This is a genomic window from Caballeronia sp. LjRoot29 (assembly GCF_964252755.1).
Taxonomy (GTDB): domain Bacteria; phylum Pseudomonadota; class Gammaproteobacteria; order Burkholderiales; family Burkholderiaceae; genus Caballeronia.
Map to the genome: position 1 here is coordinate 55,948 of NZ_CAXUPU020000024.1, position 16,364 is coordinate 72,311.

General features: G+C 61.8%; 15 protein-coding genes. 11 read left to right on the forward strand and 4 right to left on the reverse strand.

Features of this window, described 5'->3' with window-relative positions; translation table 11 throughout:
• The first annotated feature begins 17 nt into the window (after positions 1-17).
• The 7 genes from ACSQ83_RS23640 (at position 18) to ACSQ83_RS23670 (ending at position 5,778) form a co-directional block, all read left to right on the forward strand.
• Positions 18-320 (forward strand): urease subunit gamma, encoded by a 303-nt coding sequence (locus ACSQ83_RS23640; RefSeq protein WP_031362362.1) that lies wholly within the window; start codon positions 18-20, stop codon positions 318-320.
• An 11-nt stretch (positions 321-331) separates the two neighbouring features.
• Positions 332-637: an urease subunit beta gene (locus ACSQ83_RS23645; protein WP_436229800.1), complete on the forward strand. Its 306-nt coding sequence runs from the start codon at positions 332-334 to the stop codon at positions 635-637.
• A 22-nt stretch (positions 638-659) separates the two neighbouring features.
• A complete protein-coding gene (gene ureC / locus ACSQ83_RS23650; RefSeq protein ID WP_436229801.1) occupies positions 660-2,366 on the forward strand; it encodes an urease subunit alpha in 1,707 nt (568 codons plus the stop codon).
• Positions 2,367-2,379: 13 nt separating this feature from the next.
• Positions 2,380-3,060 carry an urease accessory protein UreE gene (ureE, locus tag ACSQ83_RS23655; RefSeq protein WP_436229802.1) on the forward strand — a complete coding sequence of 227 codons (681 nt, stop codon included), beginning with the start codon at positions 2,380-2,382 and terminating at the stop codon, positions 3,058-3,060.
• Complete coding sequence (locus tag ACSQ83_RS23660) at positions 3,047-3,727, forward strand: urease accessory protein UreF (protein WP_436229835.1); 681 nt, start codon at positions 3,047-3,049, stop codon at positions 3,725-3,727. Before ureE ends, ACSQ83_RS23660 begins: the two co-directional genes overlap by 14 nt.
• A gap of 4 nt (positions 3,728-3,731) precedes the next feature.
• Positions 3,732-4,382, forward strand: coding sequence for an urease accessory protein UreG (ureG, locus tag ACSQ83_RS23665; RefSeq protein ID WP_414948751.1), 651 nt, complete (start codon positions 3,732-3,734; stop codon positions 4,380-4,382).
• Between the two features lie 184 nt (positions 4,383-4,566).
• On the forward strand, positions 4,567-5,778 hold the full coding sequence (locus ACSQ83_RS23670) for a glycosyltransferase (RefSeq protein ID WP_436229803.1): 1,212 nt from the start codon (positions 4,567-4,569) through the stop codon (positions 5,776-5,778).
• A 16-nt stretch (positions 5,779-5,794) separates the two neighbouring features.
• On the opposite strand, the gene waaA is transcribed toward ACSQ83_RS23670, so the two are convergent.
• The 4 genes from waaA to ACSQ83_RS23690 form a co-directional block, all read right to left on the reverse strand.
• Positions 5,795-7,120: a lipid IV(A) 3-deoxy-D-manno-octulosonic acid transferase gene (waaA, locus tag ACSQ83_RS23675; protein ID WP_436229804.1), complete on the reverse strand. Its 1,326-nt coding sequence runs from the start codon at positions 7,118-7,120 to the stop codon at positions 5,795-5,797.
• Between the two features lie 94 nt (positions 7,121-7,214).
• Complete coding sequence (locus ACSQ83_RS23680; RefSeq protein ID WP_436229805.1) at positions 7,215-8,099, reverse strand: Kdo hydroxylase family protein; 885 nt, start codon at positions 8,097-8,099, stop codon at positions 7,215-7,217.
• Positions 8,100-8,427: 328 nt separating this feature from the next.
• Positions 8,428-9,432, reverse strand: a complete 1,005-nt coding sequence (gene waaC / locus ACSQ83_RS23685; RefSeq protein ID WP_436229806.1) for a lipopolysaccharide heptosyltransferase I — start codon at positions 9,430-9,432, stop codon at positions 8,428-8,430.
• Positions 9,433-9,920: 488 nt separating this feature from the next.
• Positions 9,921-11,336 carry a phosphomannomutase/phosphoglucomutase gene (locus ACSQ83_RS23690; protein WP_414948743.1) on the reverse strand — a complete coding sequence of 472 codons (1,416 nt, stop codon included), beginning with the start codon at positions 11,334-11,336 and terminating at the stop codon, positions 9,921-9,923.
• A gap of 648 nt (positions 11,337-11,984) precedes the next feature.
• On the opposite strand from ACSQ83_RS23690, the gene ACSQ83_RS23695 reads away from it, so the two are divergent.
• The 4 genes from ACSQ83_RS23695 (at position 11,985) to galE (ending at position 16,323) form a co-directional block, all read left to right on the forward strand.
• Positions 11,985-13,241, forward strand: a complete 1,257-nt coding sequence (locus ACSQ83_RS23695) for an oligosaccharide flippase family protein (protein WP_436229807.1) — start codon at positions 11,985-11,987, stop codon at positions 13,239-13,241.
• Positions 13,238-14,050 (forward strand): glycosyltransferase, encoded by an 813-nt coding sequence (locus tag ACSQ83_RS23700; RefSeq protein ID WP_436229808.1) that lies wholly within the window; start codon positions 13,238-13,240, stop codon positions 14,048-14,050. Before ACSQ83_RS23695 ends, ACSQ83_RS23700 begins: the two co-directional genes overlap by 4 nt.
• A 63-nt stretch (positions 14,051-14,113) precedes the next feature.
• On the forward strand, positions 14,114-15,265 hold the full coding sequence (locus tag ACSQ83_RS23705) for a glycosyltransferase family 4 protein (RefSeq protein WP_436229809.1): 1,152 nt from the start codon (positions 14,114-14,116) through the stop codon (positions 15,263-15,265).
• A gap of 23 nt (positions 15,266-15,288) precedes the next feature.
• The gene (gene galE, locus ACSQ83_RS23710) at positions 15,289-16,323 is read left to right on the forward strand and encodes a UDP-glucose 4-epimerase GalE (protein ID WP_414948737.1); all 1,035 of its coding nucleotides are present in this window, start codon (positions 15,289-15,291) and stop codon (positions 16,321-16,323) included.
• The last annotated feature ends 41 nt before the right edge of the window (positions 16,324-16,364 follow it).

Sequence of the window (16,364 nt, forward strand, 5' to 3'; positions counted from 1 at the left end):
AGACACGCTCCGAACCCATGAAGCTCACTCACCGCGAAAAAGACAAGCTGCTGATCTTCACCGCCGCGCTGCTCGCCGAACGGCGTCGCGCACGCGGGCTGAAGCTGAACTATCCGGAGGCCATCGCGTTCATTTCGGCAGCGCTGATGGAAGCGGCGCGCGACGGCCGCACCGTCGCCGACGTGATGCACTACGGCACCACGCTGCTCACCCGCGACGACGTGATGGACGGCGTGCCGGAAATGATCCCGGACATCCAGATAGAAGCGACCTTCCCCGACGGCACCAAGCTCGTGACCGTCCATCATCCGATTCCCTGAAGGAGCCGCCCGTGATCCCTGGCGAATATCTGATCGACGATGGTGAACACGAACTCAACACGGGCCGCGAGACGGTGTCCGTGACGGTATCGAATACGGGTGACCGGCCCGTGCAGGTCGGCTCGCATTTTCATTTCTTCGAAGTCAACACGGCGCTCACCTTCGATCGCGACAACGCCCGAGGCTTCCGGCTGAACATTGCGTCAGGCACGGCCGTGCGCTTCGAACCCGGCCAGGAACGCACGGTTGAACTCGTGGCGCTTTCAGGCGATCGCAAGGTCTTCGGATTCAACGGCCTCGTGATGGGTCCGCTTTGATTTCACCTTCAGGATTACAAAAATGACGCTACGCATCGGACGCCGCGCTTACGCGGAGATGTTCGGCCCGACCACCGGCGACCGCGTGCGTCTCGCCGATACCGACCTGCTGATCGAAGTCGAACGCGACTTCACGACCTACGGCGAGGAGGTCAAGTTCGGCGGCGGCAAGGTGATCCGCGACGGCATGGGCCAGTCGCAACGCGTGCACGCCGACGTGGTGGATACGGTCGTGACGAACGCGCTGATCCTCGATCACTGGGGCATCGTGAAGGCGGATATCGGCATCAAGAACGGGCGGGTGTTTGCGATCGGCAAGGCGGGCAATCCGGATATCCAGCCGGGCGTGACCATAGCAATTGGCGCGGCGACCGAGGTGATTGCCGGTGAAGGGATGATCGTGACGGCGGGGGGTATCGACTCGCATATTCACTTCATCAGCCCGCAGCAAATTGATGAAGCATTGGCGTCCGGCATCACGACAATGCTCGGCGGCGGCACCGGTCCCGCAACGGGCACGAACGCCACGACCTGCACGCCGGGACCGTGGCATCTTGAACGCATGCTTCAAGCCGCCGATGGCTGGCCAGTGAACCTCGGCTTTCTCGGCAAGGGCAATGTGAGCCTGCCTGCCCCCGCGATCGAACAGATCAAGGCCGGCGCGATCGGGCTCAAGCTGCATGAAGACTGGGGCACGACGCCGGCTGCTATCGACAACTGTTTATCCGTTGCCGACGATACCGACACGCAAGTCGCCATTCACACGGACACGCTGAACGAAGCGGGTTTTGTGGAGACGACCGTGGCCGCGTTCAAGGGCCGCACGATCCACACGTATCACACCGAAGGCGCGGGCGGCGGCCATGCGCCGGACATCATCAAGGTCTGCGGCGAGTCGAACGTGCTGCCTTCTTCGACGAATCCTACGCGGCCGTACACCATCAACACGCTCGATGAACACCTCGACATGCTGATGGTCTGCCATCACCTGGATCCATCGATTGCTGAAGATATCGCGTTCGCCGAATCGCGGATTCGACGCGAAACCATTGCCGCCGAAGACATTCTTCATGACCTGGGCGCGTTGTCCATGTTGTCATCGGATTCGCAGGCGATGGGGCGTGTTGGCGAAGTCGTCATGCGCACGTGGCAGACCGCGCACAAGATGAAAACGCAGCGCGGCGCGTTGCCCGAAGACTCATCGCGTAACGACAATTTCCGCGCGAAACGCTACGTCGCCAAGTACACGATCAACCCGGCCATCACGCATGGCATCGCGCATGAAGTGGGTTCTGTCGAACCGGGCAAATGGGCCGATCTGGTGTTCTGGGAACCCGCGTTCTTTGGCGTGAAACCCGCCATGATCCTGAAGGGCGGCATGATCGCGGTCGCGCAGATGGGCGACCCGAACGCATCGATTCCCACGCCGCAGCCGGTGCATTATCGCGAGATGTTCGCGACACGCGGCGGTGCGTTGGGCAAGACCTCGCTGACGTTTGTATCGCAGATGGCGCTGGATGACGGCATCGGCGAACGGTACGGATTGAAGAAGCAAGTGGTCGCGGTGAAGAACTGCCGGAATATCTCGAAGGCCGACATGGTTCACAATGCGTACAGGCCGTTCATTACCGTCGATCCGGAAACGTATCAGGTGGTAGCCGACGGCCAGTTGCTCACCTGCGAGCCGGCAACCGTCTTGCCCATGGCGCAGCGCTACTTCCTTTTCTGATTGCCGAGACTCTATGCGCACGATCGATAAACGTATCGAAGCGAAACTTGCCGCACCGCTGATCAAACGCGCGCCGAGCTTGACCCTTGTCTTCGATGAGCGCTGCAAGAGCCGGTTGGCCGCGACACTGGATAACGGTGAGGAAATTGCGCTGGTGCTGCCGCGCGGCACGGTGCTGCGCGATGGCGACATGCTGGTCGCCGACGACGGCGGCCTGGTGCGCGTGATTGCCGCGCCGCAGGATGTGCTGGTTGTACACGCTCACGATCCCATTACGCTGACGCGTGCCGCCTATCACTTGGGCAATCGCCACACGCCGGTTGAAGTGACCGCGGGACAGTTGAAACTGGAAGCTGATCCCGTGCTCGAAGACATGCTCAAGCGCCTGGGCGCACACGTGGATCACGCGATGGCGCCGTTCCAACCGGAGACGGGCGCGTATGGCGGCGGTCACAAGCACGGGCATGACGAGACGTTTGTAGAGGACTACGCGCTCGCGCAAAAAGTCTTCGATGAACATCATGGACACGATCATGGTCATGCACATGGCGCAGGCCACGATCATGGCGACCATTCGCAGTGCTCGCATGGGCATGCGGACCATGGCGCTCATGATCACGCGCACGACCACGGCGATCACTCACAGTGCAGCCACGAAGGCCACAACCACAACCACGGTCATGCGCATCGCTGAGCTTACTGCGCTGCTGCATCTTGCGTCGCCGGCACTGCCTATCGGGGCGTTCAGTTACTCGCAGGGTCTTGAGTCGGCGATAGAACACGGCTTGATCCACGATGGCGACAGCGCTCGCGAATGGATCGCAAGCGGGCTGACCAACGTCCTCGCCCGCGGCGAGCTGCCCTTTCTCGCGCACCAGATGACTCGCTGGCGCGATCACGATGCAGCGGGCCTCGCCACTGCCGATGAAGAATTCCTCGCCAGCCGCGAGTCCGCCGAACTACGTCGCGAGACGCAGCAAATGGGCTGGTCGCTTGCCCAGTTGTGCACGCAACTTGAATGGGGCGATGCCGCGCGTTTAGCCACGTTAAACGCCATCAAGCCGATATCGCAGCCCACCGCATTCGCGTACGCCGCTTACGCTCACGATGCCGCCACTGACGCCGCCCTCGCCGCCTACGCATTCTCCTGGGTCGAAAACCAGGCCGCCGCCGCGCTAAAAGCGGTGCCACTGGGCCAGATCGCGGGGCAGCGGATCATCGTTGCGTTGCGCGTTGCCATCGATACCGCTGTGGAAAAAGCGCTCGATACGTCGCCGGATGAAATCAACACCTTCGCGCCGCAACTCGGCATTCTGTCGGCGCGCCACGAATCACAATATTCACGCTTGTTCCGCTCTTAAAACCATGAACGCACCTGTCTATTCCGCCGCTGCCCGCCGCTCCAAGAAACTGCCGCCCTTGCGCGTGGGCGTGGGAGGTCCGGTCGGTTCAGGCAAGACCACCTTGCTCGAAATGCTCTGCAAGGCGATGCGCGACAAATACGACCTCGTCGCGATCACCAACGACATCTACACTAAAGAAGATCAACGCCTGCTCACGGTCGCGGGCGCGTTGCCGGCCGAACGCATCATGGGCGTGGAAACGGGCGGCTGCCCGCACACGGCGATCCGCGAAGACGCATCCATCAACCTGGAAGCCGTCGACCAGATGATCGAGCGTTTCCCGGACGCGGATATCGTGTTCATCGAATCGGGTGGGGATAATCTGGCGGCCACCTTCAGCCCGGAATTATCGGATCTGACTATTTATGTGATCGATGTCGCCGGCGGCGAAAAAATCCCGCGCAAGGGCGGCCCGGGCATCACGAAGTCCGACCTGCTGGTGATCAACAAGATCGATCTTGCACCGTATGTAGGGGCAAATCTCGACATCATGGCCTCCGATGCCCGGAAGATGCGCGGAGAACGGCCATTTGTCATGTGTAACCTGAAGGCGCTGGAAGGCCTCGACGTGGTGGTTCGTTTTATCGAAAAGAAAGGGCTGCTGGCGGTCTGAGGGCAGGTTTCGGCGTGGGGGAGAAACTGTTCCCGGCCGATCGAGTGCGTTAGCATGTCGCCTTGCCCTTTTTTACGGCCATAGGCCCGCTTTTCGGAGACCTCTGATCGACAGCCCCAACACGCTCCTCATTCGCGACACCGCCGTGCGGCTCAACCCGTCGCCCGCAGCGTCCTCGACACCCATGGCGCAACCCTCCAAGCGCGTTGCCGTGCTGTTTCACATCGCGGATTTCAACGACGGCGGCATCGAATCGTCGTTGATCCAGTGGCTGCAGATCTATGACCGCGCGCGCTTCACGGTGACGCTGTCCGTGATGTTTTCGTCCCCCGCGTTCGAACAGCGCTTTCGCGCGCTGGTTCCCGCGGATGTCAGCGTCGAGATTCTCACCGATAAACCCTGGCTCAACCTGTTCCAGGCGCGTCGCTACGAGCATCGGCTGAGCAAGCTCGGCCGCGTCGGGCGCGATGTGTTCAACACGCTCGCCGTGCGCCCCTACGTGAAAGCGCGTGTGGCTGCGCTGGCGTTGCGTCACGACATTATCATCGACTTCGACATGTCGCTGCGTCGTCTGGCCGGCCGCTTCGGCGTGGCGTGGCTCGGCGTGAACCATTTCAGCTTCGATGCACGTTTGGGCGGCCGGCGCCGGAAAATGAAACGCCTGCTTGCGCAATACGGCCGATATGACGGCATTGCCGCGCTGAACCACCAAATGGCCGATGAAGCGCGCGAGTTGTTCGACGGCCATCTGCGCAATGTGTTTGTGCTGCCGAATGCGATCGATATCGACCGGATTCGCGAGAACGGCGCGTATGTGGAACCGCCGCCGTGTCCGGGGCCGTACATCGTTTCGGTCGCGCGGCTCGACGAGATCCAGAAGGATCACAGGACCTTGCTGCGCGCTTACGCACAGCTTCTCAGCACGCAAGGTGACGGTGAGTTGCCGGAAGACCTGGTGATTGTCGGGGACGGTGGATTTCGCGGCGAGCTGGAAGCGCTGGCCGTGGAACTGGGCGTGGGCAAGCGCGTGCATTTCACGGGGTATCGGAACAATCCGCATGCGGTCGTGGCGCACGCAAGCGCGCTGGTACTGAGCTCGCGCTATGAAGGCATGCCGATGGTGCTGCTCGAGGCGCTCGCGCTTGGCAAGCCGGTGATTTCAACCGATTGTCCGACGGGGCCGCGCGAGATTCTGGACGATGGCCGGTTCGGGTTGCTGGTTCCTATCGGCGATGTAGACGCCATGGCCGGGGCGCTGTCGCGGTTGTTATCGGACCATGCCCTGCGCGATGGTTTTACGCGTGAAGCGCTGGAACGGGCGCGGGCGTATGGCGTGGAGGCGAGCAATGAACGGTTTGTGGCGTGCGTGACGCGGATTCTGGAAGAGCGCGGTTAGGCACGCACCGCCCGGATCACTGCTCCTCGGCCTGCGTTCGCAACAAAGCCCCCAGCACCGCCACCGTCCTCTGCGTCGCCCCGCGATGCTTCGCCGCGAATGCCGACGCCGCTGCGCTCATGGCGAGCCGGCGGGGTTTATCGGAGAGAAGTTCTTGCAGGCCGCGCGCCAATGCCGCCGGATCGCTCACGCGCAATGCCGCGCCTTCGGTGATTGCATCGTTGGTCGCTTGCGTGAAGTTGAAGGTGTGCGGACCAATCAGCACCGGAACGCCCGCCGCACACGCCTCGATCAAATTCTGCCCGCCCAGCGGCAACAAGCTCCCCCCGATAAACGCCAGGTCCGATGCGGCGTAATACGCGCTCAGCTCGCCCATCGAATCGCCGAGCAGCACGTTGACGTCCGCAGGCAAAACCGGCGCGGCATCGACGCCTGAACCCGCTGCCGCCGCCTTTCCCGCCCACGCGGAGCGCCGGACGTAGGACTGCGCGGCGGCATCGATCAACACGGCCACTTCATCGAATCGCTGCGGATGGCGTGGCACCAGGATCAGCAACGCATCGGGCACGCGGGTCCGCAACGTGGTGAACGCCTGCAACACCAGCGCTTCCTCGCCCTCGCGCGTGCTCGCCGCGACCCAAACCGGGCGATCCCCAATTGCTGCGCGCCATGCGTGGCCGCGCGCGTAGAGTTCGGGCGGCGCGGCCATATCGAACTTCAGGTTGCCGAGCACCGCGACATTGCGTGCGCCCAGCGCGCTCAGGCGATCCGCATCGGACTGCGTTTGCGCCAGTACGCGCGTAAAACCGCCGAACACTTCGCGCGTTGCATTGCCGAATTTCGCCGCGCGCTTGAACGAGCGCGCCGACATCCGAGCATTGGTCAGCACCAGCGGGATATCGGCGCGTTTGCATTCATCGATGAGCGTTGGCCACACTTCCGTTTCCATCACGATGCCCAGCGACGGCCGCCATGCACGCAGGAACCGCCGCACGAGCGACGGTGAATCGTAGGGAAGATAGCTGCGCGAAATACGGTCGCCGTAAAGCTCCACGCCGGTCGCGCGGCCGCTTGGCGTCATGTGCGTCAGCAGGATGCGGGCATCAGGGTGGGCTTGCTGCAGCGCTTCGATCAGCGGCTGAGCCGCCCGCGTCTCGCCAACGGACACCGCATGCACCCAGATCAACGGTGCGAGGTCATCGGCCCGGCGAGCAGGACCAAATCCAAACCGTTCGCCGATATGTTCGCGATACCCACGCTCCCGCCGCGAGCGGATCAAGAGACGCAGCACGGCGAGCGGCGCGACGAGCCACCATAACGCGCGATACACGAGCCTCAGCATTGGCCGCCCTCGCGGCAAGCCGGCGACGATTGCTCATCGTGCACATGCACGTGCAACCCTGAGCCTGGCGCCTTCTTCCAACCGCCCGCGGCGCTCAAACCAGCGCCCTGCCTTTCAGGCGTTGCAGGATGCCGAGCGGCGCGCAGTCGGGCTGGGCCATGGCACTGACGGGGAGGAAGAAGGTTTGCTCGAGCATGTACTGGCCGGACATGACCGCGTGTGAGGTCTGATCGGAGAAACACACCCACACGCAACCGGGCGGAAACGGCATCTCCTGCTGCGGCGATTTCGCTTGATAGTCGAGATCGGCCTTCATTGCATCGTGCAAATTGAGCATCAGGTGGTCGTATTCGCTGCGCGGCGTCTTGGTGATATGCAGGAGATTCATGAGCCACGCCGCGCCGGGAACCGGGGCCTTGATAGCGGGCAGGAAGCGTTTTGCCATGTCCTCGAACGGCTCGCCGACGCGCCACACGCGCGGCGCGCCATCCGGGTTGACGTTGGTGAACACGCGCAGGATGCGCTCGCCATAATTCGGCCGCGACGGGAAGGCATCGACGTGAAGGCGGCTGTCGTCCTTGCGCCACGACGTCTCGCGCGTTTCCACGCGATGCAGCCGCAGGCTGGTCGGCGCGACCCTCAACTTGCCGCGATATTCGGGAAAGAGGCCGTCGATCAGCGATCGAGCGTTCGCCTGATATCGCGCGATCAACGCCCGGACGGCGGATTGCGTGACGGCGTCGCCGAGTACGCCCACGAGCGGGCCGCCGTTGGGCGCGAGGCTGATGTTCTTGCGCTCGGGGTCAGCCACTTTCGGGTCCAGAAGCGCCCGTTCGCCACCTTCGATGGCGAATGCCAAACGCGGGAAATACAGGACCTTGCCGCGCTCGACGCCGGCCAGCAACGCCTCGCGCGGCACGGAAAGCTGTTGGCCCTGCCAGTCGGCGGAGGCAACTTCAATAATTTGAGATTCAGTCATGTGCCTTCGATTTGTTTGGATGAGCGAGTGAACGGGCTCGATTTATCGTCGATCGGCTGCATTTTTCGGCTGCAATCAACCTCGATTGGCTTCGATTGGCGTATCGAGGAAACGTCGCGCCCGGCGAGCGCGTTGCATTTTCGCTCAACCGCCTGAAAAACACGCCGCGTGAAAGGCTGGCCGTTGATGAACCTCAAACTGGACCTCAACCGCGGGTTTCGGCTTGCACTTCGTCGAACACGCCGGCGATTGAAGCCCATCCTTCGCACGGAAGCCGCTTCCTCACTCTATCCACTACCGCTGCCGATACCGCTACTGCGTCCACGCATCAAAGCAGGCCGAAGCTTGCGAGGACCGCTTTGACTTGCTGCAACGTCGGGTGCTGGTTTGCGCTACCCAGATTCACCACGCGCGGCGACCAGTAACCGCCGGTGCGCCAGGCGGTCGAGAAATTGTACAACTCGATGGTCGGTCGCTTCAGCGCCGCCGCGATGTGCACGAGCCCCGTGTCCACGCCGACCGTTGCTGCCGCGCCGTCGATCAGGCCGACCACTGCCGGCAGCGAGAGTTTGGGCAGCACGACGGCGGCGGCTCCAAATTCTTTCGCCAGTTTGTCGCTCGTTTGGCGTTCGGTCTCGCTGCCCCATGGAAGCACGATCGATACCCCGCGCCGGATCAGCGACTGGCCGAGTTCGATCCATGCGGTGTCGGGCCATTGTTTATCGGCGCGGGATGTGGCGTGGACGAAAACCACGTACGGCACGGGCAGGTTCAGCCCTGCCTCCGATAACGCCAGCGCGGCGCGGCGGGTATCGATGCCGAATTCGATCGCATCGGACGGTTGCGGGCGCGGATCGCTCAGCGCGGCGGCGACCAGTTGCCGGGTGCGCTCGACTACATGCGTGCGTGGTTCGATGGGGACGCGTTTGTCGTAGAAGAAGCGGACAGGCCATTCGTAGCCGGCGCCGTCGGTGCGGTTGCCTAGCCCGACCAGCTTGCCGCGGGCCCAGCTTGCGACCCATGCGGTTTTGATGAGTCCTTGGCAGTCGATGACGAGGTCGTATTTTTCGGCGGCCAGGGCGCGGCGAAAGCGTTGGATTTCGCGCCAGTTATCGAGCGAAAGGAGGCGTTTGCGCCAGCGCCGCAGGGAGAACGGGATGGCGCGGCGAACGCCGTCGACGAGTTCGACGAGATCCGCGAAGCTCTCTTCGACTAGCCAGTCGATCTGGGCATCGGGATGCAGGCGACGGATATCGGCGATAGCCGGCATGTTATGGACGACGTCGCCTAGGGACGACACCCGGACAATCAAGATCTTTTGCACGCTGGACACGGTGGGCGCCGTCGGATTGGACGGCGCGTGGACAATTTTGAGATGGGGCGGAGTTTACCGCTGGCGCTTGGGAATGGGGTGGTTTTTACGCTGGCGCTCAGTGTGAGGCTGCGCGGGTTGCCGGGCCAATAGTGCTTGCCCGAGAGCGTACGGCGCGAAGCATGGTCGTGTCAGTATTCCCGCGAGGAGGGGTTCACACAGCCGTGGCTCTGGCGAGCACCGTGCTTTTGGGGCATCTATGAATGAAAACTGCACTCCGTGGGCACTTAGGGTAGAGCGGCGAAAGCGTTTTCTTTGCTTCGTTTCTTTGTCGCTTTAGATAAGGAAACGACGTGTCCGCCACGCACTGTGGCTAACAATGATAAAGAAATTAGCCAATTCGTCGCCAACTCAGCAGAGCGCTAATTCCAGAACCTAGCAACTCCGCATCAACCCCACCACCACCTACGGAACCCTATCACCCCGGCCCACCCCAAGTCAGGACACCCTCAGAATGGCAGATTGGCGTCAGCCTTCTCCGCCAAAATCACCCGGCGAAAATCTTCCTGAATCCGCTTGAGCGCATCCTCGCTATCGGCTTCAAACCGCATCACCACCACCGGCGTGGTATTCGAAGACCGCGCGAGCCCGAAACCATCCGGATACTCCACCCGCAACCCATCGATAGTCAGCACATCGTCCGCACCCGTGAACTTCGCATTCTTCTGCATCTTCGCGATCAGTTCAAAATTCTCACCCTCATTCAGCTTCAGCTGCAACTCCGGCGTCGACAACGAATTCGGCAAATCATTGAGCAACTTGCTCGGATCAGCCACCCGCGACAGGATTTCAAGCAACCGCGCCCCGGTATACAGGCCGTCATCAAAGCCATACCAGCGATCCTTGAAAAACACGTGACCGCTCATCTCACCCGCCAACGGCGCACCCGTTTCCCGCAGCTTCGCCTTGACCAACGAATGCCCCGTCTTCCACATCACCGGCTCGCCGCCCTGGTCACGAACCCACTTAGCCAGATTCCGCGTGCACTTGACGTCATAAATGATCTGCCCACCCTTGTTGCGCGACAACACTTCCTGCGCAAACAACATCAACTGGCGATCCGGATAAATAATCTGCCCATCCTTCGTCACCACACCCAGACGGTCACCGTCGCCATCGAAGGCAAAACCAATCTCCGCATCCGTTTCCTTCAACGCCTTGATCACATCCTGCAGATTCTCCGCATGCGCCGGATCCGGATGGTGATTCGGGAACGTCCCATCGATGTCCGTGAACAACTCGACAATCTCGCATCCCAACGCCTTGAACAAACGCGGCGCCAGTTCGCCGGCAACACCGTTACCGGCATCGAGCACGATCTTCATCGGACGCACAGGCTTGATGTCGCTGACGATCCGGTCAAGGTAGACCTGCTGGATATCGTATTCGGTGTATGTGCCCTCGCCGCTCGTGAAGTCGTCATTCACAATGCGCTGATACAACGCCTGGATCTGGTCGCCATAGATCGCGGCGCCGCGCAGGACCATCTTGAAACCGTTGTAGTCGGGCGGATTGTGACTTCCCGTCACCACGATGCACGAATCCACGCTGCGCTCGCCTGAAGGCAACGCGAGCGGCACGCTGGCGCCGAAATAACCCACGGGCGTAGGCACCATGCCCAAGTCGACTACGTCCACGCCGGCTTCACGCAGCCCGTCTGCAAGCGCGCCAACCAACTCCGGACCTGACAGACGGCCATCACGGGCCACGACGACCGAGTCGCCGCCTTGCTTCCTGATCTCGCTGCCAAATGCGCGGCCGATCTTGCGCGCGACGCCGGCATCGACGGTTTTGCCCACGATCCCGCGAATGTCGTAAGCCTTGAAAATGGACTGAGTAACTGGTACTTGCGGTGACTGGCTCATGGAATGGCTACCTGACTAATAATTTAAATGGTTCCGGGGCATCCCGAAGCGTCCCGGGTCACGGAGACCCCTTGATACAGACCTGCGCCCAACAATAAAACCTGATTCGACTCTCCCGGCCTCGGTGCGGAAATAATTCGCGAATTGACTGACCCCACAACTCGGTGAGCTCGCCGCCTAACTCGCCCGACCACCTCGCCCAACGAACTCGCCTAACGCACGAGCGGAACTCGCCTAACGCACGAGCGGCCAGAAACGATACCGGACCAACACGCGAAAAATAACGAAAGAAATTCGTCGCGCACGGTCCCAATACTCGTCACGCCCGCTTCGAAGACTCCTTAGCGCCCCCTCGGCAAGCTTCGTCCACGCGTAGATCAAGCATCAACCACGCAGTTGCGCGCACTGTTCGCACCTATAATCGCAGTCTTTCCGCGCGGACCTGCGCAAATATTCTAATCCAATGCCCGGACGCTTTTTCACCGCAAAGTACAAACGTCGCACCGAATGGCGGAAAACCGCGCGTGGGTTGACGGGTCTCGACAGGGTCTGCCACGACGCCAAGGTAAGGATTGCCGCCAGCCCGGGCGCCTGTTTTACCGCAAGCGCCATGCCTATGGCTATTAAAACGTCAGGCGCCGTCCGCGGATGCTGAGCCGGATCAAGAACCCCGATGTCACCAAGGCGCTGGCGAATATCGTCTGGCTGGGTCTCGAACGGCTGACGCAGATCGCGGTCGCCATCGCCATCAGCGGACTGCTCGCCCGCTACTTCGGCCCCGATGTCTTCGGCAAATGGCAATACGCGAACACGCTGTTGCTCGTCCTGTCGCCCATCACCTGGGTCTGCGGCGCGGAAATCCTCGTGCCGACCATCGTTAATCGCCCGCCAGGCCAGCTCGGCACGGTTCTCGGCAGTGCATTTGTGCTGCGCATGGGCGTATCCGCGGCGGCCCTCATCCTGACGTGGATCGGCATTGCCGCAGGTTTCACCGATCCCCTCGTCGGCACGATGCTCGCCGGCCTTGCCGTGACCATGCTGTTCCGTGAACCGTTCGTCGGCGTGATCAACGCGTGGCTGCAAAGCATGACGTTCAGCAAACCGCAATTGCTGAGCAGCATGCTTACGGCGCTCGCCAAAGCCGCGCTGGTCTACGTGCTCGTGCGCGCAGCGGCAAGCCCGGCGAGCTTTGGCTGGTTGTGGGCGCTGGAAGCGGCGGTCATCGGCGGAGTGTTGATGCTGTATTACATGCATCGACACGGCGGCAAGCTCGGCTGGCACATCGACCGCTCGCTGTTCCGCCATTTCGCGAGCGCCGGCACGGTGTTCTGGCTCGGCCTCATTTGTATGTATCTATTCCTGAAGCTCGACCGGCTCATGCTCGAACGCCATATTTCGTTCGCCGATCTCGGCCGGTATTCCGCCGCGCAGCAACTCAACGAAAACTGGATCACGCTCGCGCTGATGCTCGCGCAGACGATTGCGCCGGCGTTCGTGTATCGCGTGCACGATGCGGCTCAACTGAAACGCAACGTCGGCCGCCTGATTGCGATGACGGCGGCGCTCATGATCGGCGGCGCAATCGTGCTCGACCTGCTCGCGGGTTTCATCATCTCGCGCGTGTTCGGGCCGGCTTACACCGAATCGATCAGCATTTTCCGCTGGGCGGTGTGGCTCTCGGTGCCGGCCGGTATTGAAGCGATCGGGAACCTCGTCGTGCTTAAATACCAGGCGAAATTCGTGTTGCTTGCGAAGTGGCTGCTGGCGCTGACGGTGGCTTTTGCCGTGAACCTGATCGCGATACCGCGCATGGGCAGCTACGGCGCGCTGATCGGGCTGGCAGCGGGATATCTCGCGGCGGCATCGGTCAATTTCTATTACATCCGCTTCAGGCTGCGGGTATGAGCACCTACTCACCTTCTCCGACGCTCGACGACGTCACCGTGCTGATCCCGGTGTTCAACGCGCAGCACGACCTGGAGCGCACGCTGGCGTCGCTCCGGGAGCGGGCGCCGGTGCGCGTGCTGATCGTCGATGACGGCAGCCTGCCGCCCATCGTCGCGCCGCCGGTGGCGAACCTCGTAATCGATGTGCTGCGCATGCCGCGCAACGGCGGTATCGAGCTGGCGCTGCAGACGGGCGTCGCCGCGCTGGCGGAACGCGGGGTCAAGTACGCGGCGCGCATTGATGCCGGCGATCTGGCAACGCCGTATCGGCTCGAAAAACAGCGCGCTTATATGGAAGCGCATCCAGACACGGCGGCCCTCGGCATGTGGACGCACGTGGTGAACACGGAGGGCGCGCCGCTGTTCGACCTTCGTCCGCCTGCCGAACCGGCCGCAATTCGCCGCGTCGTACTGCTGCGATCCTGCTTCTCCCATCCCACGATCATGCTGCGCGTCACCGACGTGATGAACGCCGGCAACTATCGCGCGGCGTATCGCGCGGCCGAGGATCTCGACCTGCTCCTGCGCCTGATGCAAGACCACGATTGCGCGAATCTGCCCGAGTTTGGCGTGTATTACGAACTGAACGAGCAAGGCATCAGCGCGACGAAACGGCGTACCCAAACGCTGTCCACGCTGCGGCTGCAACTGAAATACATGCGTTTGACGAACCTGCCGGACTGGCTCGGCGTGGCGAAGAATCTTGCGCATTTGATGCTGCCTTACGGCGCGTTGCGCGCTTTGAAAACACGCTTGTTTAACGCGTAACGCCGTACTTTTGCCTTCGATCTTTCATCCAGCGCCTGACATACCGTATCTGAAACTTATCGAATGAACGCTGAGAAATCCCGCCTTCGCATTGCCCTCGTCTGCAACACCGCGTGGGCGATCTACACCTACCGGCGCGGCTTGCTGCGGATGCTGATCGAACGCGGCGCGGAGGTCTCGGTGATCGCGCCGCGCGACCGGACCTTCGCGCCGCTCGAAGAAATGGGCTGCCGATGCGTGGAGCTGCCGGTATCGTCGAAAAGCACCAATCCCCGCGATGACCTGAAGACGCTCGCCGCGCTGTATCGGGAGTACCGGGCAACCCGGCCGCACATGGTGTTTCACTACACGATCAAACCGAACATCTACGGTTCGATCGCCGCAAAACTCGCGGGCGTTCCGTCCATTGCCGTCACCACGGGCCTCGGCTACGTATTCATCCAGAAGAGCCGGACGGCGAGTGTGGCGAAGCGGCTTTACCGGTTTGCGTTCCGGTTTCCGCGCGAAGTGTGGTTCCTGAATCAGGACGACCGGCAGGCGTTCATCGACCAGGAACTGCTGGTGCATCCAGAGCGTGCGCGTCTGCTGCACGGGGAAGGCGTCGATCTCGGCGACTACGCTTTTCAGCCGCTACCGCGCTCCAACCCGCAGACGGAAGGCTTTTTTTTCGTTTTAATTGGCCGTCTGCTGTGGGATAAAGGCGTCGCGGAATACGTCGATGCAGCCCGCCGGCTGCGCGAAAAATATCCGTACGCGCGGTTCCAGTTGCTCGGGCCCGTGGGCGTCGACAACCCCAGCGCCATCACGCTCGACGAAGTGCAGGCCTGGCAACGCGAAGGGGTCATCGACTATCTCGGCGAGGCGGAGGACGTCCGTGCGTTTATTGGCAATGCGGATTGCGTGGTGCTGCCGTCGTATCGCGAAGGCATCCCGCGGACCTTGATGGAGGCGTCGGCAATGGGCCGCCCGATTGTCGCCACCGATGTCCCCGGCTGCCGCGAAGTCGTCGAAAACGGCGTGACGGGCCTGCTCTGCGATGTAAAAAGCGCCGACAGCCTCGCGCAGCAACTCGAACGCCTGCTGCTGTCGAGCTACGCGGCGCGCGCTGAAATGGGCGCGGCGGGCCGTGCCAAGGTGGCGCGCGAATTCGACGAAAACGCGGTCATCGAGCGTTATAAAGGCACAATACGCGCGATTACCGGCGTTTCACTCTAAATCATCCTCCGGGAGCGTTATTCATGACTGGTCACACAAGCGCGAAGGGCACGATCCTCGTGACGGGCGGCGCCGGGTTTATCGGCTCGCATACTTGCGTCGAATTGCTCAATGCGGGTTACGGCGTTGTCGTGATCGACAACCTCGTGAACAGCAACGCTGAATCGCTGAAACGCGTGGAGCAGATTACCGGCAAGACGTTGGCATTCTACGAAGCCGATGTCCGCGATGAAACCACGCTCGCGCGCATTTTCGATGAACACGCGATCACCGGCGCGATCCATTTCGCCGCGTTGAAATCGGTGGGCGAATCGGTGGCGAAACCGATCGAGTATTACCGCAACAACATGGATAGCCTGCTCGTGCTGCTCGACACCATGCGCGCGCGTGGCGTGAAGAAGATCGTCTTCAGCTCGTCGGCGACGGTGTATGGCGTGCCGAAGAGCGTGCCTATCGATGAAAACTTCCCGCTGTCGGCAACGAACCCCTACGGGCAATCGAAGCTGATCGCCGAGCAGGTCTTGCGCGACTTGGAAATCTCCGATGCAGCGTGGCGCATTGCTACGTTGCGTTACTTCAATCCGGTCGGCGCGCATGAAAGCGGCTTGATCGGTGAAGATCCAGCGGGCGTACCGAACAACCTGATGCCGTATGTCGCGCAAGTGGCCGTGGGCAAGCTGGAGCGCCTGCGAATTTTCGGCAGTGATTACGCGACTCACGACGGCACCGGCGTGCGCGACTACATTCACGTGGTCGATCTGGCGCGTGGCCACATCAAGGCGCTCGACGCGCTGGAGTCGCTCGACAGCAGCTTTGTCGTGAACCTGGGCACCGGTCAGGGTTATAGCGTGCTGGACGTGGTGAAGGCGTTCGAAGCGGCGTCGGGCAAGCCCGTGCCGTATGAACTCGTCGCGCGGCGTCCGGGTGACATCGCCGAATGTTTCGCCGATCCGGCTGCTGCCGCGAAGCTGCTTGGCTGGCAAGCGGAACACGGCATCGAGCGGATGTGCGTCGATCATTGGCGCTGGCAGTCGCAGAACCCGCGGGGTTTTGCCTGACGTTCTGGTTCAGGCGCGGCCTGGTTTAACTTCAGTCCGCG